Source organism: Zestomonas ipomoeae (assembly GCF_057128665.1).
The window spans coordinates 79,260-101,900 of record NZ_JBSKHQ010000018.1 but is presented as its reverse complement, the minus strand read 5'-3'; the positions used below and the strand labels follow the sequence as shown (position 1 = coordinate 101,900).

The following is a 22,641-nucleotide window of genomic DNA, read 5'->3' as shown; positions in this document are numbered from 1 at the left end:
ATACCGGCCTGCGCCGGTATGACGGAGCGGGCAGGATGCCCGGTGATATGCCTGCTTGTCGGCCAGTTGCTACCCGCTTGTCCGCTTCCCACGCTCTCTCAGACCCGTCTCCCCGGCGAAGGCCGGGGCCCAGGACTTTCAGGTCACTACGGTTGTGCTACGGCATGAGCGGGTGAGGGCGGTCCACGTGCAGGGCTTCGTCGCTGCGCTCCTCAACCGCAACCTGCCCCGACTCCCGTAGGTTGCGGTTGAGCGTAGCGAAGCCCAACGTGGCGGCCCAGGCGATGGGCTGGCTCGGCCCCATCGCCACCTCGAATGTCTCGCGCTTGTCCGGCTCCGTCGACCCAATCACTCGTCGCCCTTTCCGCCCGCCGCGTTTCCGGCCACAATTCCGCCATTGGGCGTTCGCCGGAGTGCGCGCGCCGTCAGCCTGAGCCATGGCGCCCATGCGCCGGAGCCTTGAGGAGTCCTGAATGAGCAACGACCGCGTCATCATCTTCGACACCACCCTGCGCGACGGCGAGCAGAGCCCAGGCGCCTCCATGACCAAGGAAGAGAAGCTGCGCATCGCCAAGGCGCTGGAGCGGCTGAAGGTGGACGTGATCGAGGCCGGCTTCGCCATCGCCAGCCCCGGTGATTTCGAGGCGGTCAAGGCCATTGCCGATAGCATCAAGGACAGCACCGTGTGCAGCCTGTCCCGCGCGGTGGATGCCGATATCGAGCGTGCCGCGGAGGCGCTGGCCGGCGCCAACTCCGGGCGTATCCACACCTTCATCGCCACCAGCCCGATCCACATGCAGTACAAGCTGCGCATGCAGCCGGATCAGGTGATTGAGCAGGCCGTGCGCGCGGTGAAGAAGGCCCGCAGCCTGTGTGCCGACGTGGAGTTCTCCTGCGAAGACGCCGGCCGTTCGGAAATCGACTTCCTCTGCCGCATCATCGAGGCGGCCATCGATGCCGGCGCGCGCACCATCAACATCCCCGATACCGTCGGCTACGCCATCCCGCACCAGTTCGCCGAAACCATCCGTCAGTTGCTCGAACGCATTCCAAATGCCGACAAGGCGGTGTTCTCCGTGCACTGCCATAACGACCTCGGTCTGGCCGTGGCCAACTCCCTGGCCGCCGTTGCCGCCGGTGCGCGCCAGGTCGAGTGCACCATCAACGGCCTCGGCGAGCGGGCCGGCAACGCCGCGCTGGAAGAAATCGTCATGGCCATCAAGACCCGCCAGGACCTGCTCGGCGTTCACACCAACATCGATACGCCGCACATCCTCACCGCCTCGCGGCTGGTTTCCGGCATCACCGGTTTCCCGGTGCAGCCGAACAAGGCCATCGTCGGTGCCAACGCCTTCGCCCACGAGTCGGGCATCCACCAGGACGGCGTGCTCAAGCACCGCGAGACCTACGAGATCATGTCGGCGCAGTCGGTCGGCTGGCACACCAACAAGCTGTCGCTGGGCAAGCTGTCCGGGCGCAACGCCTTCCGCACTCGCCTGGAAGAGCTGGGCATCCAGCTGGCGGGCGAGGCCGAGCTGAACGCCGCCTTCGCCCGCTTCAAGGAACTGGCGGACAAGAAGCACGAGATCTTCGACGAAGACCTGCAGGCGTTGGTCTCCGATACCCTCGCCGAGGACGTGCCCGAGCACTTCGGCCTGGTCTGCCTGGAAGTGGCGAGCAAGACCGGCGAAATCCCCGAGGCGAAGATCGTCCTCAACGTCGGCGGCCGCGAAGAAAGCGCCACTGCCCAGGGATCCGGCCCGGTGGATGCCACCTTCAAGGCGATCGAGTCCATCGCCCATTCCGAAGCCAACCTGCAGCTCTACTCGGTGAACGCCATCACCCGTGGCACCGATTCCCAGGGCGAAGTCACCGTGCGCCTGGAGAAGGGCGGGCGCATCGTCAACGGCAACGGCGCCGACACCGACATCCTGGTGGCGTCGGCCAAGGCCTACATCAATGCCCTGAACCTCATGCAGGCCGGGCAGAAGGCGCATCCGCAGGTGGCTGACGTTTGATCGAAGAAGCCCGTCGCCGCGCCTACCTGGGCGCCATGCAGGTGGTCAGCTGGCTGCCGCGCGTGGCGTTGCCGTTCGCTGCGCCTTCGCGCCCGGAACTGCTGGCACCGCCCGAACCGGAGGTCGAAACCCCGGCTGCCGCCCCCGTCGCCGCGCCGGTTGCGCCGGCGGAGCGGCCCGCCGAGCCACGGCCGAAGGTCGAGGTGCCGCGCCCCGTCGTGGCTGCCCGTGGCGAAGCCAAGGCCGCCGAGCCGGCCGACACACCTGCGCCGGCCGCCGACGCCAAGCCGGTCGCCGCGCCACCGCGCTTCGCCCTGCAACTGCTGCGTGCCGGCGCCTGCACCCTGCTGGTCGAGCTGCCCACCGGGGAAGCCTTCCAGAGTCGCGATCCCTCCTACCTGCTGCTCAAGGACCTGCTGCGCGCCGCTGGCCTGCCGGATAGTCCGCGGCTGGTCGGCGAGCCCGTGCGCTGGCCGTTGCTCGCCCGAGGCAGCCTCGACCAAGGTCCGCAGGCGGCCATGGAGTACGTACAGAGCTTCGTCGCCGCCCGTCTGGAAGAAGAGGGCGGTTGCGCCTGCCTGTGGCTGGTCGGCCTGCCGGCCATTCGCTTTGCCGGCGAGGCGGACGCCGACGCCTTCAACCGCGAGTTGCAGATCGACGGCCTGGGCAATGCCTGGGCCGTGCCGGGGCTCGAACTGCTGATGGACGAGCCGGCGCGCAAGGCCGATCTGTGGCGCGCCATGCGCCGCGTCATGCTGCGCTGGACCCCTCCTGCCGACTAACCGCTACCCGACGTATCCCTGGAACTGCGCAACGAATGACCGATGCCGTATCGTTCCGCCCGATGACCGAGGCGGACCTGGAAACCGTGCTGAAGATCGAATATGCCGCCTTCAGCCACCCCTGGACCCGTGGCATCTTTCTCGACGCCCTCAAATCCTACGACTGCTGGCTGATGTTCGAGGGCAGCCAGCAGGTCGGCCATGGCGTGATCAACGTGATCCTCGATGAAGCCCACCTGCTGAACATCACCGTCAAGCCGGAGAGCCAGGGCCGCGGCCTCGGCCTGCGACTGCTGGAACACCTGATGCAGCGGGCGCGGGAAAGGAAGGCGGGGGAGTGCTTTCTCGAAGTGCGCGCCAGCAACCAGGCGGCTTATCGGTTGTATGAGCGCTACGGCTTCAACGAAGTCGGCCGCCGCCGCGACTACTACCCGGCGGTCGGCGGGCGCGAAGATGCGCTGGTGATGGCCTGCACGCTGCTGGACTGAACCGAGCGCACGGCAGATCCAGCCCGCCATCAGGGACCACGCGGGCTATACAGCTGCCCTACGCTGCACCACTGGATTGAAGAACACCCTGTAGGGGCGAATTTATTCGCCTGGCGGGGCTTTGCCAGGCGAATGAATTCACCCCTACGGGAAACGGCTACGGCTTCTTCCTCACCGTATCCACCTTGCGTTCGGTCTCCGAGCCCATGCGCGCATTCTGCTCGTCTTCCAGCTCGCCGTCTTCGCTCCAGGGCTTGCCGTCCAGAGGCTCGACGCGGCCCAGTTCGGCTTCGTCGAGGCCGCCGCCGGCGCCGATGTCCTTGCCCTTGACCACGCTCAGCGTCTTGTCCTTCGGCCTGGCGCCGCCGAGTTCGCGGGGCGAACGGGCACCGGTTTCGTCGTAGAGCGTTTCCGGGCTGAGGTCGTCGAGCGTCACGCCATCTTCATGAGCACTGGCGGTGAGCGTCTCGCCGCCGGTCATGCCGGCCTTGCGAACGCGCTCCGGTGGATAGGCCTCGCGATACTCCTCGCGTGGGCGGGTGTCTCCGGCGCGGCCCTTGCGTTCGTCCCGGTCGTCGCTGAAGTCCAGCTGTTCGACACTGCCCATGCGATCCTGAATGTCGTCGATTTCTCTCGGGGCATCGGGATTGTAGGGGTGCTTGCTCATGGAACCTCCTGGCAGGCCGTCGATTGCAACCGGCGTCGCCGATACCGCGATTGGCCTGCATGTGTGCGGTCTCAAGGTTGTGACCGGCTGCCACCGGGGAGATTCAACCGGTCCGCCGGGTGGCGCGTGACCTGATCTGCTACCTGCACAGGCGCCATTGGCCACTGTCGAGTACCAGTGCTTACCGCATAATTCCCGACCGCCGCCGTTTTTGCTCCCCAAGGATTCCCGATGCGACTGTCCCGTCTTCTGCTCGCTACCCTGTGCCTGCTGGCCGCGGCCCTGGCTCCCGCCGCCGAACGCAGCTTCACCATCCTGCACACCAACGACTGGCAGTCGCGCCTGCTCGGCTTCGGCCCGAACAACGAATACACCCCGGCCACCACCAACGACGACGGCACCGTCGGCGGCGTGGCGCGCCTGGCCACCCTGCTGGAGCAGCGCCGCGCCGCGGCTGGCGAGCAACCGGTGCTGCTGCTCGATGGCGGCGATTTCACCATGGGCACGCTGTTCCACACCGTCACCCGCGAGATCGGCGGCGAGCTGCGCTTGATGAGCGAGCTGGGCTACGACGCCGCCACCCTCGGCAACCATGAATTCGATTTCCGTCCCGCCGGCCTCGCCGCCATGATCAACGCGGCGCACAAGGCCGTAGGCCCGGCGTTGGTGCCGCTGCTCTCCAGCAACCTGCGCTTCGACCCCGAGCACACGCAGGACGACAGCCTGCAAGCCCAATGGCAGGCCGGGCGCATCCTGCCGTACAAGGTGGTGGAGAAGGGCGGCATTCGCTTCGGCCTGTTCGGCCTGCTCGGCTACGACGCCATCGAAGTCAGCCCCATGGTCAAGCCGGCGCGCTATGCCGACCCGGTGGAGACCGCCCGGGCCATGGTGGCCAAGCTGCGCGACGAAGAGCGCGTCGACGTGGTGATCCTGCTCTCGCACATGGGCGTCACCCAGCAGGCCGACGGCAGCTGGCGCGGCGAGGAAGTCGAGCTGGTGGAAAAGGTGCCGGGCATCGACATCGTCGTCGGCGGCCATAGCCATGTGGCGCTGCCGCAGCCGGTACTGGTCAACGGCCATACCCCGGTGATGCAGGCCGGCTCGGAAATCCAGTACCTGGGCGAGCTGCGCATGCGCCTGGACGAGCAGGGCAAGCCACAGATGGTCGACTACCGCCTGCACGCGCTGAACGACCAGACCGCCGGCGACCCGGTGATCACCGCCGAGGTGGAAGACTTCAAGCAGGTGGTCGACCAGCGCATGCTGGCGCCCAAGGGTTACCGCTTCGACCAGCCGTTGGCCAAGGTCGACCGCACCCTGACCCGCGAGTATGACGACCCGATCCTCGCCAACCTGATCACCGACGCCATCCGCCACGCCGCCGGCAGCGATGTCGCCTTCACCGGCAACGGCACCATTCGCGACGACATGATCCAGGGCCGCACCGGCATCCAGGCGGTGTCCGACCTGTTCCGCGTCGCCCCGCTGGGCATCGGCGAGCAGGACGACGCGCCGGGCTATCCGCTGATGAAGGCCTACGTCACTGCCCGCGAAATCAAGAACATCCTCGAAGTACTGCTGATCGCCCACCAACTGCGCGCCAGCGACAACTACTTCCCCCGCGTCTCCGGGGTGAAATTCAGCTACAACCCCTATCGCGTACCGTTCGATCGCGTCAGCCGCATCTGGCTCGGCAGCCCGGTCGAGGGCTACCGCGAACTGGACCTGAACGACACCCGGCTGTTCAGCGTCGGCGCCACCACCTACGTCGGCAGCTTCACCTGGCTGATCCCCGAGATCAGCAAGGGACTGCTCGACGTGGTGCCCAAGGATGCCCAGGGCCGTCCGCTGGCGGACATCAAGGCGGCCACCATCGACATGGACCCGGCCACTCCCGGCGTGCAGGAATACAAGGAATGGCAGGCGCTGCTCGACCACGTGCGCAGCCTGCCGGACCTCGATGGCGACGGCCTCGCCGACATCGCCACCAGTGGCGCAGCGGCCGAACAGCGCATGCTGCGCGAGCCGAGCCTGAAGCCCGCCGAGCTGTATCGCAACGCCGGCATGCTGCAGTGGGGCGCGAGCGTCGCCTTCCTCGCCCTTGCCGCCCTGTTGCTCTGGCTGCTCAGCCTGCCGGCCCGCCGCTTGCTGCGCCGCGCTCGACAACGGCTGTGACCGCTGCGCCCTGCGGCTTGTCAAACCCGGCACTGGCCACATAGGCTGCGCAACGGTTTTTCAGGGAGTACCAGGGCATGAGCGACGACGATCTGCAGCACCTCTTCGACAACAACGAGCGTTGGGCGGAGGCGATCACCCAGGAAGACCCGGAGTTCTTCGCCAAGCTGGCCCGCCAGCAGGTGCCGGAATACCTGTGGATCGGCTGTTCCGACGCCCGCGTACCGGCCAACGAGATCGTCGGCCTGTTGCCCGGCGACCTGTTCGTCCACCGCAACGTCGCCAACGTGGTGCTGCACACCGACCTCAACTGCCTCTCGGTGATCCAGTACGCGGTCGACGTGCTCAAGGTGAAGCACATCCTGGTCACCGGCCACTACGGCTGCGGCGGCGTGCGCGCCTCCATGCAGGACCAGCAGTTCGGCCTGATCGACGGCTGGCTGCGCTCAATCCGCGACCTCTACTACGACTACCGCGAGCACATCTCCCAGCTGCCCACCGAGGAAGCCCAAGTCGACCGCCTCTGCGAACTCAACGTGATCCAGCAGGTCGCCAATGTCAGCCACACCACCATCGTGCAGAACGCCTGGCATCGCGGCCAGAAGCTCTCGGTGCACGGCTGCATCTACGGCATCAAGGACGGCCGCTGGAAGAACCTCAACGTCACCGTCAGCGGCCTCGATCAACTGCCGCCGCAATACCGCCTGCGGCCCATGGACAACCGTTGAGCCCGCAATCCTCGTCCCGCGGCCTGGCGGCCGCCGGGCTGCTGCTGGCGGCGCTTTGCTGGTCCGGCAACGCCCTGGTGGCCAGGGCCTTCCACGATGACATTCCGCCAATGACCCTGGCCTTCTGGCGCTGGGTCACCGCACTCGTCCTGCTGCTGCCGTTCATCGTCGCACCGCTGTGGCGCCATCGCGGCGCGCTGCGGCATGCCGGTTGGCGCCTGCTGGTGGTCGCCAGCCTCGGCATCGCCGGCTACAACTCGCTGCTCTACAACGCTGCGCAGACCACCGAAGCGGTCAACATCACCCTGCTCAACACCTGCCTGCCGCTGATGATCTTTCTCGGCTCCGGCCTGCTGCTCAAGGAATGGCCGGCGCGCCACGCCTGGTGGGGCATGCTCCTCGCGGCCGTCGGCCTGCTGGTGCTGATCGCCCAGGGCCGTTGGGCCAGCCTGGCGGCGCTGTCGTTCAAGCAGGGCGACCTGATCATGCTGCTGGCGGTGGCCGACTGGGCGCTGTATTCCATCCTGCTGCGACGCTGGTCCGCCTACCTCAGCCCGATCCCGCCGCTGGCGCTGCTCGGCCTGCTGATCGCCATCGGCGTGCCGCTGCTGCTGCCGTTCTACCTGTGGGACCTCGCCCAGGGCAGGACCTTCGCCCTGACCGCTGCCAATCTCGGCGCCATCGGCTACACCGCGGTGTTCGCCTCGCTGGTCGCCTACCTCGCCTGGAACCACGGCGTGCGCGTGCTCGGCGCCAACAAGGCGGCGCTTTCCAACTACCTGATGCCGGTATTCACCGCGCTGCTGGGCTACCTGATGCTCGGCGAGCACCTGCAGAACTATCACTGGCTGGGCGGCGCCCTGATCTTCGCCGGCCTGCTCATCGCCACCCGCCCACGCCTGCGCTGAAGCCACCCAAAACCCGCTCCTACGCCGCCCCCGTTGGGCTCAGTTCACCCGCCCGCAGCCTCGCGTGTAGGTTGCGGTTGAGGAGCACAGCGACGAAGCCCAACGTGGCTCACCGCCAGGGCCAATCGACGCCGCCGGGTCGCTGCGCGCCCTTGTTGGGCTTCGCTTCGCTCAACGTAACGGAGCGAAGGCAGGCACAGGCTTCACATCTTTCCGGGCCGTCGTCGCCTATTGCTTCTATCCTTTTGGCTGCAGCGCATAGCCAAGGAGTGTCTGCGATGCGGTCCCATATCCGTCGTTTCCCTCTGCATGTCCACATCAGCGTGTTCTTCACCTTGCTGCTGCTGCTCACCGGGGCGGCGCTGGGCTGGTTCAACTATCGGCAGACCACCGAAATCATCTTCTCCAGCAGCGACAAACTGTTCGATCGCGTCCAATACGCGGTGCGCGAAGACCTGCGCTACACCTACGAGCCGATTCGCCACCTGCTCAGCCTGCTGGCCCTGGAGGAGGGCACCCAGGCCGATGACCTTGACGACCGCCTGGCGCTGCTGCCGGCCTTCGCCCAGGCCCTGCGTGACAACCCCAAGCTCGCCTCGCTCTACCTGGGCTATGCCGACGGCGACTTCTTCATGGTTCGCCCGCTGCGCACCCAGGCCTTGCAGGCGCGCTTCGACGCCCCGTCCGGCGCGGTGTTCCAGGTCTGGTCCATCGACCGCAACGGCAGCGGTATCGACGCCGACTACCTGTTCTTCGACGGCTCGCTCAACCTCATCAGCCGCCGCCAGCGCCTCAAGGAAGCCTACGACCCGCGCGAACGCCCCTGGTACCAACAGGCCCGCGTCGACGGCGGGCAGATCACCACCGAGCCCTACGTCTTCTTCTCCACTGAAGACGTCGGCACCACCCTGGCCCGGCGCACCGGGCTGACCACCGTGATCGCCGCCGACCTGACCCTCGACGAACTCTCCGCCACCCTGGCCGCGCACAAGGTCACGCCCTCCACCGAAGTGGTGCTGTTCGACCCGCGCGGCCTGGTCATCGCCTATCCCGACGGCGCCCAAGTTGTCACCGAGGGCGCGCGGCTGGCCCCGGCGCGCTCGCTGAGCCCGGCCCTGGCGGCGCTGCTCGACAGCAAGCCCGATGCCCGGGACCAGGACGTCATCACCCTGGCCAAGCGGCGCTGGGTCGTCGCCCGCAGCCACCTCACCGAAGGCGGCCCCCAGGGCCTGGAACTGGCCCTGCTGGTGCCGGAAGACGAACTGCTGGCCGATGCCTACCGCATCCGCTGGCAGGGCGCCCTGGTCACCCTCACCGCGCTGCTGCTGTGCCTGCCCCTCGGCTGGTTCAGCTCGCGCATGGTCGCCGGCCCCCTGGGCGTGCTGGTGCGCGAGGCCGAAGCCATTCGCAGCTTCGACTTCACCCACCCCGCCAGCGGCCGCTCCATGGTGCTGGAGGTCGACCAACTGGCCGTGGCCATGGCGCACATGAAGGAAACCATCTCCAGCTTCTTCGAAATCACCAACAGCCTCTCCGCCGAAACCCGCTTCGACGTGCTGCTCAGGCGCGTCCTGCAAGAAACCGTCGATATCGGCGAAGCCGACGGCGGCCTGCTCTACCTGCGCGACGCCGACAGCGGCCGCCTGGAGCCCCACGGCCTGTTCCTCGGCGGCCAACAGCACTCCCTCGACGCCCACGGCATCCCCGCCTTCGCCCGCGACGACAGCGCCATGCCGCGCTGGCTGCAACAGCCCGCCAGCGGCGAACAGACCGCCGTGGTCTCCCTCGGCTTCGACAAGGCCGACATGCTCAAGAGCCTGCTGCGCACCCTCGACAGCCCGCGCGTGCACCTCGTCAGCACCGGCCTGCACAACCGCCAGGGCGAAACCCTCGGCGTGCTGGTGCTGCTGCACCGCGACACCGGCAGCGACGCCGAACTGGCCATGCTGCGTCCCGAACGCATCGCCTTCATCGAAGCCGTATCCGGCGTCGCCGCCCTCTGCATTGAAAGCCAGCGCCTGCTGGACAAACAGAAACAACTGCTCGACGCCTTCATCCAGCTGCTAGCCGGCGCCATCGACGCCAAGAGCCCCTACACCGGCGGCCACTGCCAACGCGTGCCGGAACTCACCCTGATGCTCGCCCGCGCCGCCGAAGCCAGCGACGACCCGGCCCTGCGCGACTTCCGCCCGAGCGAAGAAGACTGGGAAGCCATCCACATCGCCGCCTGGCTGCACGACAGCGGCAAAGTCACCACCCCCGAATACGTCGTCGACAAAGCCACCAAGCTGGAAACCCTCTACGACCGCATCCACGAAATCCGCACCCGCTTCGAAGTGCTCAAGCGCGACGCCTGGATCGACTACTGGAAATCCATGGCCCACGGCGGCGACCCCGACGTCCTGGTAACCCGCCGCAATGCCCTGCTCGCCGCACTGGACGAAGAATTCGCCTTCATCGCCCACTGCAACCAGGGCGGTGAAACCATGGCCGACGCCGACCTCGAACGCCTCCAGCAGATCGCCAAACGCACCTGGTCCCGCACCCTCGACGACCGCCTCGGCATCTCCTGGGAAGAAGCCCAACGCAAAGCCAATACCCCCGCACCCAGCCTGCCGGTGCAGGAACCGCTACTGGCCGACCGAGTCGACCACCTCATCGAACGCCCGGAACTCGAACTCATCCCCGCCGACAACGCTTGGGGCTTCAAGCTGGAAACCCCGACCCACAAATACAACCGCGGCGAACTGCACAACCTCAGCGTGCGCCGCGGCACCCTCACGGCGGAAGAGCGCTACGTCATCAACCACCACATCGTGCAAACCATCATCATGCTCGAACGCCTGCCATTCCCCGCCCACCTCAAACAGGTGCCGGAAATCGCCGGCGGCCACCACGAAAAAATGAACGGCACCGGCTACCCCCGCCGCCTCACCAAGGCAGAAATGAGCCTGCCCGCCCGCATGATGGCCATCGCCGACATCTTCGAAGCCCTCACCGCCGTCGACCGCCCCTACAAGAAGGGCAAAACCCTCTCCGAAGCCCTCGCCATCATGGCCACCATGTGTCGCGAGCACCACATCGACCCCGACCTGTTTCGGTTATTCGTACGCTCGGGTGTGTACCGCGACTACGCGAAGCGGTTTATGCAGGAGGGGCAGATTGATGAGGTGGATGAGGAGGGAGTGTTGGTGGGGGCGGGGGCAGACGGGTGACTGGAAAAGGGCTGGCCTGGATGGATCAGTGATGCTTTTAAGAGTGCTTTTTTGAGTGCTACTCTAGGCGCGCTAACCCCGTGTTCGCACAAACGACATTAAAGAAAGACCTTAATCAGGACAGCTCGGCCCAGTGAGAGAACCCAGATTAGCTCAGCGAAGCTTGACGGTTCGGCCCGTAGAAATGAGCTCAGGCACGATAGAAGCGCGGATAGCAGAGAACAGGTGGATAGAGCGATGACTTACACAGTACTGGCTAACGTTGCGGCGTCAGTGACAGAACTAAAAAAAGACCCAATGGGCACCATCCGAGAAGGTGGCGGTGAAACGGTCGTGATCCTCAATCGTAACGAGCCAGCATTCTATGCCGTGCCACCCGCACGCTACGAAGCAATGCTCGAGCTGATCGACGATCTGCAACTCGCTGAAATCGTACGTTCTAGAGCTGGTGAACCTACTGTACGAGTAGATATCGATGACCTCATCGCGCAAGCCGGCGGAGCCGACTAAGTACGCCCTGGAGTTTAACGCCCAGGCGCTCAAGGAATGGGGCAAGCTGGGCAGCACCATCCAGCTACAGTTCGCCAAAAAGCTCAAGGAACGCCTCGAAAACCCCAGAGTCGAGGCCGACAAACTGAGGGATATGCCCAACTGCTACAAGATCAAGCTACGCACCGTCGGCTATCGTCTGGTCTACGAAGTGATCGACAGCCGCCTGGTTGTCACCGTGATTGCGGTAGGTAAGCGGGAGCGGGGCAAGGTGTGTGGCAGTGCGGCAGGTCGTCTTTAGGCAGGATGACGAGGGGCTGATTGATTCCTCCCCATGCCCGAACGCCTGCCATTCCCCGCCCACCTCAAGCAGGTGCCGGAAATCGCCGGCGGCCACCACGGAAAAAAGAACGGCACCGGTTACCCCCGCCGCCTCACCAAGGCAGAAATGAGCCTGCCCGCCCGCATGATGGCCATCGCCGACATCTTCGAAGCCCTCACCGCCGTCGACCGCCCCTACAAAAAAGGCAAAACCCTCTCCGAAGCCCTCGGCATCATGGCCACCATGTGCCGCGAGCATCACATTGACCCAGACCTTTTTCGGCTATTCGTGCGCTCGGGTGTGTACCGCGACTATGCGCAGCGGTTTATGCAAGAGGGGCAGATTGATGAGGTGGATGAGGAGGGGGTGTTGGGGAGAGCGGGGACTGCGGTGTGATTAATAAGGACAGCGCAGCCCACTCTATGGACCTATCCGGTTCAGCGGGGCATTACACAGGCTTACCGTCTCCTCCGACCTCACTGCGGCAGAGCTTTTTTAGAAAAGAGCTGGCGATGTAGTCATCTTTCCTATTTACGTGAAGCCAGTCACAAGCTAGCTTTCATGTGGTTGCCAAGAGCTGTGGCGAAGAAACTGTGGGGGATCAGGGATGTATCCTAAATCTAGCTCAAATAGTTTAAGTAGTGTGAGCTTATTGATTAGTTCGCACGCTGTGCCCCTGCCGGCCTTTTTCAGCTTCAAATTCTTAAAGAATTCTCTGCCTTCACGAGTGAGGTGTGGGTAATTTCTATTGTCTGGAGGTTTTATGAAAGCACTTGCTCTTTTGCATCCTGATGAAACTTCTTTATTGCATGTTGTAAATGAGGTGCTGCAGGAAAGGAATGTGGCACTGCGGGAGATCGTTTTCCAAGAGCCGTTTGAGGGCGACTGTGCTCAGCATGAAGAGATTTTGTCTTCTGTGAAAGAAGCGGATGCGGTTGCTTATTTTGCTTCTAGGGAGAATAGACAAAATATGTGTCTTGATATGGCTCTGCGTGAGGCTGCCAGGCTAAATGTAAGAGTTATTTGCATTGCGCTCAAGGGAGGGGATATAGGAGCTGAATTTGAACAGTTTGGCGACTGCCTTATCCCTTCTGTTGCAGATTTACCCGATGCGATTTGTGGCGAGATCAAGGAGTGGCAAGATGCTGATGGAATTTTGCGAGAGGATCGGCCGTTTAAGCGATATAAATGTGGGGTTAAGCAATGAAGTTGTATTCATACATTGTGGCTAGGGACTATGGTTTTGCTCCAAACCCGTTTCATGGTGTATGCACTTTAGCGTGCTGTAAGTCACGTATAAGAAAATCTGCGAAGAGTGGAGATTATATCGTTGGGCTAACGCCGAGGGAGTCCGGCAATAAAATATGTTATGTAATGGAGGTTTCATCAAAAATGTCATTTGATGAGTACTGGAAGCATCCCGATTATCAAATGAAGAAGCCGGTTTTTAATCGCTCATATAAGTACGCGGTGGGGGATAATATATATTATAGAAAGGATGATGGTTCTTGGCATCAAGAGAACTCTCATCATACGCATGAGGACGGTGCTCCTATCCAAGCTAACATAGATAGTGATACGGGTTGGACGGATCAAATCTTAGTGAGTAATAATTTTTCATATTGGGGTGCGGGTGCTATTGATCTGCCGCCTAGGTTCAGTGCTCTCAAGGTTACTAGAGGGCACAAGAGTGATTTTTCTCAGAGGTTCGTAGAATCATTTGTTGCATGGTGTCGTGGCATGCCAAAGGGTTTTTTGTCAATTCCTGAGCGTTGGACGCACTTGGGGACATTTCGATGAGTTTAATAAGCTTTCTTTCTGACTATGAAAAGGTTATCGCTGAAACGGACAAGCTCGGTGGCGATGCTGGGCACCTAATAACCTTTGGCTTATTTGGTGAGGTGGGTAGCATTCTTTCTATTTCTAAGAAGGATAAGCGTGGTGAGGCGGCATTTGACCGTAGCTATGCTCTAATTGAAGAGTTGGGGGATGTACTTTGGTATTTTTGTCGCCTATGTCAGCGCTGTGGTGTTTCAGTTAGTGGTGTGGCTGGCAACTATACGCGGGAGAAAAATTACCAACTAGCACCTACTGGTATTAAAAATCATCCATTGGCCCTCGTTCCTGAGAGTTCGGCCGGGACGGTGCTTGAGGCTAGCAAAACTCTGGGGGGAGAGGCTGCAAAACTGCTTGCCTTGAGATTAGATGAGGTCCAGGGTTCTGACCTTTCGGGTTTCTTCAATGCATATATGGTGCTTGTTTCTGTTTCTGGGGTGAGTTTTCAGGAGGTTATTGAATTTAATATGAGGAAATCCACGGGGCGTTTTGCTCCATTAGTATTTTCAAAGCTGCCATCTTTTGACGATGGGGAGCATATTGATGAGAGGCTTCCGGGTAAATTTACAATTCAGGTAACTCAGCGCTCAAATGGGCGTACATATTTAAAAAAGAATGGAGTGTTCATTGGTGATCCGCTGACTGATAATATTGCTGTAGAAGATGGTTACCGATTTCATGACGTATTCCATATGTCCTACGCAGCAATTCTGCACTGGTCTCCAGTTTTTCGTGCGCTCCTAAAGCTGAAGCGGAAAGGCAATCCCGAAATAGATGAGTCTGAGGACGGTGGGCGAGCTATCGTTATTGAGGAGGGCATTAGTGCTTGGATTTTTTCGATTGCTAAGCAGAATAGCTATTTTGAAGGACAGACTAATTTATCCTTCGACGTTTTGAAGACGGTAAAGCAATTTGTACGTGGGTATGAAGTAGAGCAGTGCCCATATAGTTTATTTGAAAAGGCTATACTTGATGGCTATAAAGTGTTTCGGGACTTAAAAGAATATGGAGGCGGTGTTATCATTGGTGATAGAGCTAGTCGTTCTATTATTTTCGAGCATCTGGAGTCAAAGTCATGTCCCCCAAAGAGTTTATAAGGCGACTCGCAGAAGTAAAATCGGCTAACTGTTTTAATCCGTATTCGGAAAACTGCAGTGTATATGATGTTAATGCAGCGGATAGAGTGCGCCGCGCCTTGTTAGAGGGCATGCTTAATAAGGCTGTCAAACTTGAAGTTGATTCAATATGGGTTGGCCGTGATCTTGGATACCGAGGAGGGCGAAGGACAGGTCTGGCTTTGACTGATGAACTTCACGCAAATGCTTACGCCAAGCGCTGGGGGCTAGACGCCGTCAGGGTAACTGTAGGTGAGCCTTGCAAGGAGAGAACTGCGTCGGTTATATGGCATGTGCTAAATTCTGTTGAAGGGAATATTTTTTTGTGGAACGTTTTCCCATTGCACCCCCATGAAGCTGGTAATTCTTTTTCGAACAGAAGTCACAATACTCAAGAGCGGCGTGTTGGGGAGGGGATATTCTCGGAGCTTGTAAGTATGATTAAACCTAGGCGCCTTGTTGCTATCGGGAATGATGCTGTTTCATCTATAGCGCGAATTGCACCTTCAATTCCTGCTGTTAAAGTCAGGCATCCTAGTTATGGTGGTCAGACAGAGTTTATGGGTCAAATGTCTAGTTTATATGGGGTTCGAATCGGAAAGGTTCAAAAAGAATTATTCTAAATCTGGCGGGCGAGAAATGTTTTTTCTTTTCTAAGGCTGTTCCTGCTCGATTCTTGGGCGATAGTACAAGTGTATATTCCTATGCTCAATGTTAGGAAATTGCTTTGTTTCTACCATTATGGCAAACCGGCTCATGAGGAAAAGGGAATCTATTTTCTGCTCTAGCCGAGCGGCTGACGGCTCCCTTTTCAGATCGCCCACGCTCACTGTTCCGGCGCAGCCAACTGCTTGGCCGCGAACTTGACCTCCAGTTCCTTGGCCAATATCCAGCCGGCGGATTCCAGCATCACCACGGAAATGGTGGGCGCCACGATTTGGCCCAGGAAGGGCACGAACTTGGAGAGTTCCTTAGTCAGCGTCTTGATTGGCTGCTTGAGCATGCTGTTCTTGATGGCGGTAACGGCCAGGGTCTTGGCGGCTTCTTCCGTCAGGTTGCCGTTGAACACGGCGCACAGGGCCATGGTCATCGAGGTCATGGCCACCATATCCGCCGCCACGCCCAGGCCGGGCACTGGCACCGCGTTACCGGCCGCTACGGCCGCCGCATGGGTATGGATGATGGCGTGGCACTTCTTTTCTTGTTCTTCGGTCATGTCGAATGCTCGCGACTATTGACTGGGCAGGCTGCGCAGGGCGGCGATGCGTTGCCCGATATGGCTGAGCTTGGCAGCTCAGCGCTCTATGTTTCATGCTCCGGGCTGATCTGGCCTTTCTCCGGCATCACTTCGCCAGTCATAAGCCACCAACGGTATTGAGGAAAGGTGCGGCCGAGAATCTCGATTTCATCGGCGCCGATCCGCGCCTTGCCGCGCTTGATGTTCTGCCAACGAACATAGTCGGTGCTACCTGCCTCAGCCAGGGTTTTGATGCTGGCCATCTCCAGCAATCTAAGCCCTCTATCGGTAATCCCTTCGCTCATTTAAAAAAGCCATAAATGTTCTATGTACATCCATAGCCTAATGCGTACTATGTACATGCTTGCTTTGTACATGGACGCCGGCTTGGCGCGCGTAACGGCTGATTATAGGGACTTTGCATGGAACAGTCTGGAGTAGTGGGGTTCACCGTAGAGGGCTGCGCAGAGCGCATCATCAATATCCGCGACACACCGCTCTGCTCGCAGGCGGTGCTGGCGGAAATGCTCGGCATCGAAGACATCACCCCGGACGTAGTGCGCGGCTGGGTGGAAACGGCCACGCTGCCCAGCGTAAAGGTCGGCCGCCGCCGGCTGATCAACCTGCAACGCATCCGCCACGACCTGGACCAGGGCAAGACGGTCTTCAGCGCGGGGGACTACGCCAATGAGTAGCGCAGCCCAAAACCCCCGCCCCAGCCTGCGCCTGCTCTACCTGCTGCATGGCTCCGGCCAGCCCCGCGCCCAACCCGTGCACACCCAACACCCACCCATCCCCCGCGCCCCACTAAAAGGCCATTGGCCCCCGGTGCTTCCCGAAGGGCTTCTGCTGAGCGGTGGTGTCACAGACAAGGCAGGGGCGGAGGAGGGCAGGGGCGACTAAAGACAGGCATCAAGTAGTCGGGACAGCGACCACCAGGGTGGATGAAAACGTCATCCACCCTACGCGGTCTGGCTGACCGAGACAGGTCTCAGGCGCGTAGGGTGGACAACGCGAAGCTTGTCCACCACTTGATCACGCCAAAAATCTGCAGCGGAAAAGGTTCACGCTCCGGCAGGGAGAACGATCAGTCGCCAGCATTACGATGTGGCCATCGTCGATTTATTGACCTGTAGAGCGAGAATACGATCAATAAAATAGAAAACGCGATTAGCAACTTACTTCGTGTAAAGGTCGTAAGGGAGTAATACGGTATCCACAGCTATATCTACTGGCAGCGAGAAGACCGTAGTGACAGGGCAAACAATCGAAAGCCAGCAAAATACGCTCGAGTAGTCGTAGCCCGAGTACAAATCGTGGGTTAGCAGTTTTACATCCGCCTTGCTCCCAAGGTAAGTGCGCTCCGACAATAACCCATAGGGCGTGGAATCAGGCAGGCGTGCAATCACGGTACCGCAGCCTGAAAGCAATAGAACCAACAGAAAAATAGGAAATATCCTTATATTCACGTTTCCCTTACCTCGAAAAACAGGCCAAGTCTATGACGCAGCCTGAGATTTGATATTGATCATGACGAATTGTGAGAACCTGATTTAGGTCAAGACTTTCTCATAGGTCTCCTTGAACCAGTCAATGGTGTCCTTTATTTTCTCCACCTCATGGCCTTCTAGTTCATCAATTCTCTTGTTGATAGCCTTTACCGTAGTCCGTAGCTTTTCATCTTCCTCAAGTAGCGCGCTATCCTCGGTTACGCAGCTAATCATCGAGCGAAGCATGATTAGATTCACCTCGCCAAGGCGAGAATTTATCATTTCTAACCCGGCAGGTTGATTTATTGAATAAAATATATCGAACGCAGTGGCTTGGTAATATGGCTCTTCGTCTGGCCTCTGCGATATTTCAAGCGCAAGTCTCTCTGCCAGTTCTCGGTGTGCATATTTCAAATCTATGAGTGCATCCGCAGACTCATCATGGTTTTCAGGCTGAATGGCTCTGCGCCAAAGGGCTTTGATTTCACCATCATCAATGGCTTCGCTATAGTTCTCAAGAGTCAAGTTGCGCTCCCAGTGTACCAATCTTCACCCTGCTCTGGAGTCCAGTTCAGGATATAGGCTGTCTTTATTCGTAAATAATTGGAAGCGAGGCGCGGAAATGCTCTAAGGTCTGGAGAATCTCTGCTTTATTATCGGGGGCTGGGTTCTATTTTATAGGGGAATGCTATTTCATCCACGTGGTCGTTCCAAAAACTTGTCTCGTTCAAATGCAATATGGTTTCGTTGTTGGACTTGCTGAGCAGAGCGGTTTCATTGTTTAGGAAAAGCTTAGCATTCTGGCAGTTTTCTATCAGGGCGGCGGTTAGAGTGAGCATTGCCTGAATGCTCTCCTCATATCTGTCGAGATCAATCGTGGCTATCACTTTAGAAAGCGGTTTGAAAGGTAACTCCTCCCGAATGAAGGAGTCCTCTGGCATCTCATGCGCTATTACTATGGAGAGCAAGCCTTGGAATGCAGTTCCTCGTACCATGGCTTCGCACTTTGACATTTCTGCGAAGCAGCATGAGCGAATCTTGCTCTCTGGTGATTCGTCGCTTAAGTAGAATTCATAATCTACAGACATGGGCTGTTCTTTTTGCTAAATGTCTGATGAGCTCAAGAAGTTGGTGTGTTCATTAACTCTATTGATGTCGTTGATCAAAACGTTTCTTGCTGACAGGCGTATATCTTCCGAGTCAGAGTTGGCCAGTTCTTTTATTAGGTCTACAGTGCTCATCTTTAGCCGTCCCTGATACTCAGTCCCAACCAATACACCCAGTGCCTCGATAAGCGGTGCTTCTGGCTTCTTTCTTAGCTCGCTGATTATATATTCTTCCGCTTTGTAGCCAGTGAGTCTAAATAATTTTCCGCAAGCTGAGTAATGGAGGTCGACAGCATCTTCGTCCTCCTCTGAATCTATCCTGCAATTACGGATAATGCTCAATAATCCGCAAATTACATCTAGTTGCTCACTTTTGTCTAGGCGCTTGCTGCCATAGCCAACCAGTGACTCATCTATGAAGGCAGGGCTTTTTAGAAAGTCGAAAGACCACAATCCTATGATTAGGCTACCAATCTCTGGATGGGCTTTGAACATTGTTTTAATGTCAGTGATGTCGAGATCTTTCCAGCCTGATGTGGATCTCAATTTCTTGTTGAGCGTGCCAATGGTGTTTGGAGTCGTGATGTCGATGCTTTCAGCCGTTTCGGCAAGCACGTATATGGTCATTGCTAATCAGAATCTCGCATTCAAGATCGGGTCCAAGCGCATATAAGTTCATTCTACAGTTCCAGCAGAGAGCTGTAAGTCAACTTTTGCTGCGCGCTCATCTTTAGAGAGCTGCTCCCATTTAACGTGAGTGACTGGCTTTAATTCTTTCTCGATAAATTCCGGGGGCTCGGTTGCTTCCCATGATGCGATTTCTTTTTTGCCGAAAACAGGGCAATTGGGAAGTGCTCCAATCTCATAGGCGCTGCCTGTGCTGTCAGGGTCACATGCGGTCACGCCATAAATTTTTCTAAAAATTTCAGCTAGAGAGTTAGGCGATTTTCCCGCCAGCTTTCTGTTAGCTTTTATAAGATCATATACTTCATCGTAGGTAGGGTCGTTTAAAGCGTTTAGATACGCTTCATCGGTGTCGCCATTACTACGGAGCAGAAACTCCCCGTAGAAGTGAGCGGGTATCTTCGCTACTTTGAACTCTGTCTGGCAACTTGCGCAGCGGTATTTAAATAGATGTAGCTTCATGGTTTTCCCGGCGCAACAAATGCTGGCCGCAGTATCTCATTGAACTTGCCGAGATGACGTGTTTGCTCCCCTTGCTCTTCAATCTTTTCCAATCACTTGGGTGGCCGAGGAGATAGGTTCTCCGCCGCAGTCCAGTAAATTATTTAACGAGCCCCTAGCTTCCAGTCATTACAGTCATATTAACTCCAGGCTAGCCCATTTTCCCCTGCTGAACCATTCGGGTAGGTTATCTGTGTATTGAATTAAGAAGCTCTTAAGTGTGTCTCGCGAAACCAATAGTTCTCTAGATAGCATTAACCCATCCGAAAATCTAGCTTGGAAAAAGCCATCCGAGGGCTCATCCAAGATTGTGGAAATTAAATCTTCTTGGCTCTGTTCTGGTTGTCGGTCAACTAGGCAATACCAACCCTCTTCACCTATCGATTCGTTCTCGATATAAATTTGAAAGAAGTAGGAGTCATTGACTTGCTGGAAGTGAATGCTGGGAAACAGACGATTGCCACGTTCCGTTATGGCGGCACATAGCCCTTCATCTGAGCTGGCGAGATTTTCCAGCGAGAAGAGAATGAACTCGATACCGTGTTTCAGGTTTTTTAATTCAAGCTCCACGAAGCGAGTTTCGCCAAGTTGTGGGGCGAGAATCAACGAGGTCATGGTGTTAATGCTCTATCATGCTTCTGGTGAGTTTCATGGGTTATTGGGAGGGGGTGTGTTTGCTCTGTTTTCCTGCGCATTGTAGCGCCTTTTGAAATGCTCTAAGTCCTGAACAAGTTCTGTTTTGTTCTCAGGGTCTAATAAGTTTTCAAAAGAAGAGGTATCGGTTTCTTTGACAAGCTTGATGGCTTCTTTGCTGATATCCTCTCTTAGAAAATTATGCTTTATCCCTTCTTCATATAGGGCTAGATAAATTGCTAGCTTGTCAAGAGGTTGCTCGCGAATCGCTCTTTCGTATTCTACTTGGACCCTTGAGGTTGCCTGCAGGATGTCTAACCCATCTTGCATGAACTCTTCGATATCTTCATGTATGTATGACTTGAGTTCTTTATATGTCCATTCGCTCATATCAGTCACCGGAAAATACATTAAGCTGAATGTTGGGGTATTTTTCTTTAAACTTAAATATCACGTCTGTGCAGCTGGTACAAGTCGGTCGTTCTGTAAATAGGTTTATTGTTCCGGAGGCGTTTGGATTTCCCTCCAGGCGCTTGGATACATCGTTCAAAATCTTGAATTCAGTATCCCACTGCCTGCTATAAGCTTCCGGTGTGTTTGTGCGGACATTATCCGGATCGACCTTCTGCGGTTGGAATGTCCAATCTTGCTCGTCTAGGAGTTGAACAAATCCGTCGGCACCCTGATCTGTGGGTTTGTTAATCCTACTGTGTGCTTTTAGTTCTGAAGGCAAGCCAGGTACATCTACTTCTGCCACACCAAGGTTGCCGCTTCCTTTGAATTTTTTTGGCAGATCGGCCCTGATTTCTTGGGCCCTAGATTGGAGCCGTTTTTGTATTTTTGCCCTTTCTGCTTTAGAAAGCGGCTTTTTACGTTGAGCGGCAATTTTCTCTGCTTCGATGCTTTTCGGCCTCGGCACCTCCACCGTCTGCGCCCCGGTCCCTTTGCCCTGCGCCCGCCCCTTCAGTTTGATCTTGGCATTCTTCAGCGCTCGGCTAAGGCGTTTCAGGGCGTTGCCCAGGCGCTTCAGCGAGGCGGCGTGGCGTACGGAGGAGGCCGCGCGGGCGACGAGGCCGGCGCCGCCGGTAAATACAAATAAGAGCGCGGCCAGTATCAGTTCGAAGGCTGCGCCGCCACCGAACTCGGCGATTTCTTCGACGTTCTGTGCCTTGGCATAGTCCGCGGCGAAGCTGGCGAGCATGGCTTGGCTCGGGCCGTCGTCGTAGATGAAGCAGGCGATCTCGTAGGCTTCGGCGATCTGCTCGCGGGTGATGCTGGCGGGGTCGAAGCCGAGGGCTTCCACCAGTTCCCGGTGCTGTGCCTGTGTGTAGTTGCGCAGGAAGCTGGAGTACCAGCCTTCCGGAGGGCTGACCCTGGCCTTCCAGGCGCTGGCCAGCATGTTCCAAGCGTGGTTCAGCGGGTTGACCAGATCGGACATTTCCTTAAGAGATGTGATCAGGCCCCAGGCGCCATAGAAAAAGCCTTTGCCATAGGCGTAGTACGTGTGGAAAGCATTCGCCGCCACGTTGCGGCCTTCCTGTTCCTTGCGCAGCTTCTCGGCGTCTGCACGCTCGGCGGCGAGGATTTCGTCGAGGGCCGCTTGCACCTCCTTGCGGGCGCTGGCGACGGCGGTATCGACGTCGGCATTGGCCAGCAACTGGGCCTGGTAACTGCTGAGGGGCAGGGTAAGGGTGAAGCCGCTGCGCTCGTTCAGGCCGCCCTGGTGGCAGCTACCCAGGTCTGTGGTGAGCTGGTAGGGGATGTTGGGCGGCAGCAGTTCGCCGTTGTCCCAGATAAAGCGCATGCCTACCAGGCAGTCCGGTTTGGACTGTGGGGGTGTTTCCAGTGGGCGGGGAGGTTGTTGGTCGAAGTTGCCGTTATAGGGCTTCGGCTCGGGTTCTTTCTTGATCTTCCAGTCGTTGGGTACGTAGCCACTCATTTGTCACGGTTCCGTCCGATTGCTACGCCACGCCCGGCATTGCGCCGACGCTTGGCTCGAAGCGGGAATGCTACCCGAAGACCCCTGCGCAAGAGTTTGCGCAGTGCCCAGGCAGGCTTCTGTTTTGTGAAGCGCGCGGCAAAAAGATTCTACTGCGAACCGCATGCTGCGGCTGCGTCCCGCTAGGTGTAGGGCTGTGGCGCTGGTGGGTGCGGGTACGCTTCCGGCCGTTCGTCGGCACACACCTGTCGCCGCGCACCAAGTGTTGGCGGCGGGCTCTAACAGGCGCCTTTCCCCGGGGCCTTGGC

Annotated in this window: 25 protein-coding genes and 1 pseudogene; 15 read left to right on the top strand and 11 right to left on the bottom strand. The window is 58.4% G+C overall.

Going from position 1 to position 22,641, the window contains the following annotated elements; translation table 11 throughout:
• Positions 1-157: 157 nt before the first annotated feature.
• Positions 158-352: a hypothetical protein gene (locus tag ACWKV7_RS18330; protein ID WP_483859140.1), complete on the bottom strand. Its 195-nt coding sequence runs from the start codon at positions 350-352 to the stop codon at positions 158-160.
• Between the two features lie 121 nt (positions 353-473).
• On the opposite strand from ACWKV7_RS18330, the gene ACWKV7_RS18325 reads away from it, so the two are divergent.
• From ACWKV7_RS18325 to rimI, 3 genes are read left to right on the top strand one after another with little or no spacing between them, the layout of a single operon-like run.
• Positions 474-2,018: a 2-isopropylmalate synthase gene (locus ACWKV7_RS18325; protein ID WP_483859139.1), complete on the top strand. Its 1,545-nt coding sequence runs from the start codon at positions 474-476 to the stop codon at positions 2,016-2,018.
• Complete coding sequence (locus ACWKV7_RS18320; RefSeq protein WP_483859138.1) at positions 2,015-2,800, top strand: energy transducer TonB; 786 nt, start codon at positions 2,015-2,017, stop codon at positions 2,798-2,800. Before ACWKV7_RS18325 ends, ACWKV7_RS18320 begins: the two co-directional genes overlap by 4 nt.
• Positions 2,801-2,835: 35 nt before the next feature.
• Positions 2,836-3,288 (top strand): ribosomal protein S18-alanine N-acetyltransferase, encoded by a 453-nt coding sequence (gene rimI / locus ACWKV7_RS18315; protein ID WP_483859137.1) that lies wholly within the window; start codon positions 2,836-2,838, stop codon positions 3,286-3,288.
• A gap of 157 nt (positions 3,289-3,445) precedes the next feature.
• On the opposite strand, the gene ACWKV7_RS18310 is transcribed toward rimI, so the two are convergent.
• On the bottom strand, positions 3,446-3,955 hold the full coding sequence (locus ACWKV7_RS18310; protein WP_483859136.1) for a phosphotransferase system, HPr-related protein: 510 nt from the start codon (positions 3,953-3,955) through the stop codon (positions 3,446-3,448).
• Between the two features lie 231 nt (positions 3,956-4,186).
• Here ACWKV7_RS18310 and ACWKV7_RS18305 point away from each other — a divergent pair, with 231 nt between their 5' ends.
• The 11 genes and pseudogenes from ACWKV7_RS18305 (at position 4,187) to ACWKV7_RS18255 (ending at position 15,366) form a co-directional block, all read left to right on the top strand.
• Positions 4,187-6,130 carry a bifunctional metallophosphatase/5'-nucleotidase gene (locus ACWKV7_RS18305; protein WP_483859135.1) on the top strand — a complete coding sequence of 648 codons (1,944 nt, stop codon included), beginning with the start codon at positions 4,187-4,189 and terminating at the stop codon, positions 6,128-6,130.
• A 77-nt stretch (positions 6,131-6,207) separates the two neighbouring features.
• Complete coding sequence (gene can, locus ACWKV7_RS18300; RefSeq protein ID WP_483859134.1) at positions 6,208-6,858, top strand: carbonate dehydratase; 651 nt, start codon at positions 6,208-6,210, stop codon at positions 6,856-6,858.
• The gene (locus ACWKV7_RS18295; protein WP_483859133.1) at positions 6,855-7,766 is read left to right on the top strand and encodes a DMT family transporter; all 912 of its coding nucleotides are present in this window, start codon (positions 6,855-6,857) and stop codon (positions 7,764-7,766) included. The genes can and ACWKV7_RS18295 overlap by 4 nt, the downstream gene beginning before the upstream one ends.
• Positions 7,767-8,044: 278 nt before the next feature.
• Complete coding sequence (locus tag ACWKV7_RS18290; protein WP_483859132.1) at positions 8,045-10,981, top strand: HD domain-containing phosphohydrolase; 2,937 nt, start codon at positions 8,045-8,047, stop codon at positions 10,979-10,981.
• A 237-nt stretch (positions 10,982-11,218) separates the two neighbouring features.
• The gene (locus ACWKV7_RS18285) at positions 11,219-11,491 is read left to right on the top strand and encodes a type II toxin-antitoxin system Phd/YefM family antitoxin (protein WP_483859131.1); all 273 of its coding nucleotides are present in this window, start codon (positions 11,219-11,221) and stop codon (positions 11,489-11,491) included.
• Positions 11,457-11,771, top strand: a complete 315-nt coding sequence (locus ACWKV7_RS18280) for a type II toxin-antitoxin system RelE family toxin (protein ID WP_483859130.1) — start codon at positions 11,457-11,459, stop codon at positions 11,769-11,771. Before ACWKV7_RS18285 ends, ACWKV7_RS18280 begins: the two co-directional genes overlap by 35 nt.
• Positions 11,772-11,804: 33 nt before the next feature.
• Positions 11,805-12,188, top strand: a pseudogene (locus ACWKV7_RS18275) (HD-GYP domain-containing protein); the annotation flags it as partial.
• A 367-nt stretch (positions 12,189-12,555) separates the two neighbouring features.
• On the top strand, positions 12,556-12,999 hold the full coding sequence (locus tag ACWKV7_RS18270) for a hypothetical protein (protein ID WP_483859129.1): 444 nt from the start codon (positions 12,556-12,558) through the stop codon (positions 12,997-12,999).
• Entirely contained in the window at positions 12,996-13,592 is a 597-nt protein-coding gene (locus ACWKV7_RS18265) for an Nmad2 family putative nucleotide modification protein (RefSeq protein WP_483859128.1), read from the top strand. The genes ACWKV7_RS18270 and ACWKV7_RS18265 overlap by 4 nt, the downstream gene beginning before the upstream one ends.
• Complete coding sequence (locus ACWKV7_RS18260; RefSeq protein ID WP_483859127.1) at positions 13,589-14,725, top strand: pyrophosphatase; 1,137 nt, start codon at positions 13,589-13,591, stop codon at positions 14,723-14,725. Before ACWKV7_RS18265 ends, ACWKV7_RS18260 begins: the two co-directional genes overlap by 4 nt.
• On the top strand, positions 14,704-15,366 hold the full coding sequence (locus ACWKV7_RS18255) for a uracil-DNA glycosylase (protein WP_483859126.1): 663 nt from the start codon (positions 14,704-14,706) through the stop codon (positions 15,364-15,366). Before ACWKV7_RS18260 ends, ACWKV7_RS18255 begins: the two co-directional genes overlap by 22 nt.
• A 203-nt stretch (positions 15,367-15,569) precedes the next feature.
• Here the strand turns inward: ACWKV7_RS18255 and ACWKV7_RS18250 are convergent, their stop codons facing one another.
• Entirely contained in the window at positions 15,570-15,959 is a 390-nt protein-coding gene (locus ACWKV7_RS18250) for a hypothetical protein (protein ID WP_483859125.1), read from the bottom strand.
• A gap of 86 nt (positions 15,960-16,045) precedes the next feature.
• Positions 16,046-16,285, bottom strand: a complete 240-nt coding sequence (locus ACWKV7_RS18245) for a DNA-binding protein (RefSeq protein WP_483859124.1) — start codon at positions 16,283-16,285, stop codon at positions 16,046-16,048.
• 117 nt (positions 16,286-16,402) lie between these two features.
• Here ACWKV7_RS18245 and ACWKV7_RS18240 point away from each other — a divergent pair, with 117 nt between their 5' ends.
• Positions 16,403-16,675 (top strand): DNA-binding protein, encoded by a 273-nt coding sequence (locus ACWKV7_RS18240; RefSeq protein WP_483859123.1) that lies wholly within the window; start codon positions 16,403-16,405, stop codon positions 16,673-16,675.
• 858 nt (positions 16,676-17,533) lie between these two features.
• Here the strand turns inward: ACWKV7_RS18240 and ACWKV7_RS18235 are convergent.
• The 7 genes from ACWKV7_RS18235 to ACWKV7_RS18205 form a co-directional block, all read right to left on the bottom strand.
• Entirely contained in the window at positions 17,534-17,995 is a 462-nt protein-coding gene (locus ACWKV7_RS18235) for a hypothetical protein (protein WP_483859122.1), read from the bottom strand.
• A gap of 128 nt (positions 17,996-18,123) precedes the next feature.
• Positions 18,124-18,558: a hypothetical protein gene (locus ACWKV7_RS18230; RefSeq protein WP_483859121.1), complete on the bottom strand. Its 435-nt coding sequence runs from the start codon at positions 18,556-18,558 to the stop codon at positions 18,124-18,126.
• Between the two features lie 15 nt (positions 18,559-18,573).
• Positions 18,574-19,191: a hypothetical protein gene (locus ACWKV7_RS18225; protein ID WP_483859120.1), complete on the bottom strand. Its 618-nt coding sequence runs from the start codon at positions 19,189-19,191 to the stop codon at positions 18,574-18,576.
• A 60-nt stretch (positions 19,192-19,251) separates the two neighbouring features.
• Positions 19,252-19,722 (bottom strand): hypothetical protein, encoded by a 471-nt coding sequence (locus ACWKV7_RS18220; RefSeq protein WP_483859119.1) that lies wholly within the window; start codon positions 19,720-19,722, stop codon positions 19,252-19,254.
• A 174-nt stretch (positions 19,723-19,896) separates the two neighbouring features.
• On the bottom strand, positions 19,897-20,376 hold the full coding sequence (locus ACWKV7_RS18215) for a hypothetical protein (RefSeq protein WP_483859118.1): 480 nt from the start codon (positions 20,374-20,376) through the stop codon (positions 19,897-19,899).
• Positions 20,377-20,409: 33 nt separating this feature from the next.
• Positions 20,410-20,784 (bottom strand): Imm3 family immunity protein, encoded by a 375-nt coding sequence (locus ACWKV7_RS18210; RefSeq protein WP_483859117.1) that lies wholly within the window; start codon positions 20,782-20,784, stop codon positions 20,410-20,412.
• A 1-nt stretch (position 20,785) separates the two neighbouring features.
• Positions 20,786-22,333 carry a deaminase domain-containing protein gene (locus ACWKV7_RS18205; protein WP_483859116.1) on the bottom strand — a complete coding sequence of 516 codons (1,548 nt, stop codon included), beginning with the start codon at positions 22,331-22,333 and terminating at the stop codon, positions 20,786-20,788.
• Positions 22,334-22,641 lie beyond the last annotated feature (308 nt).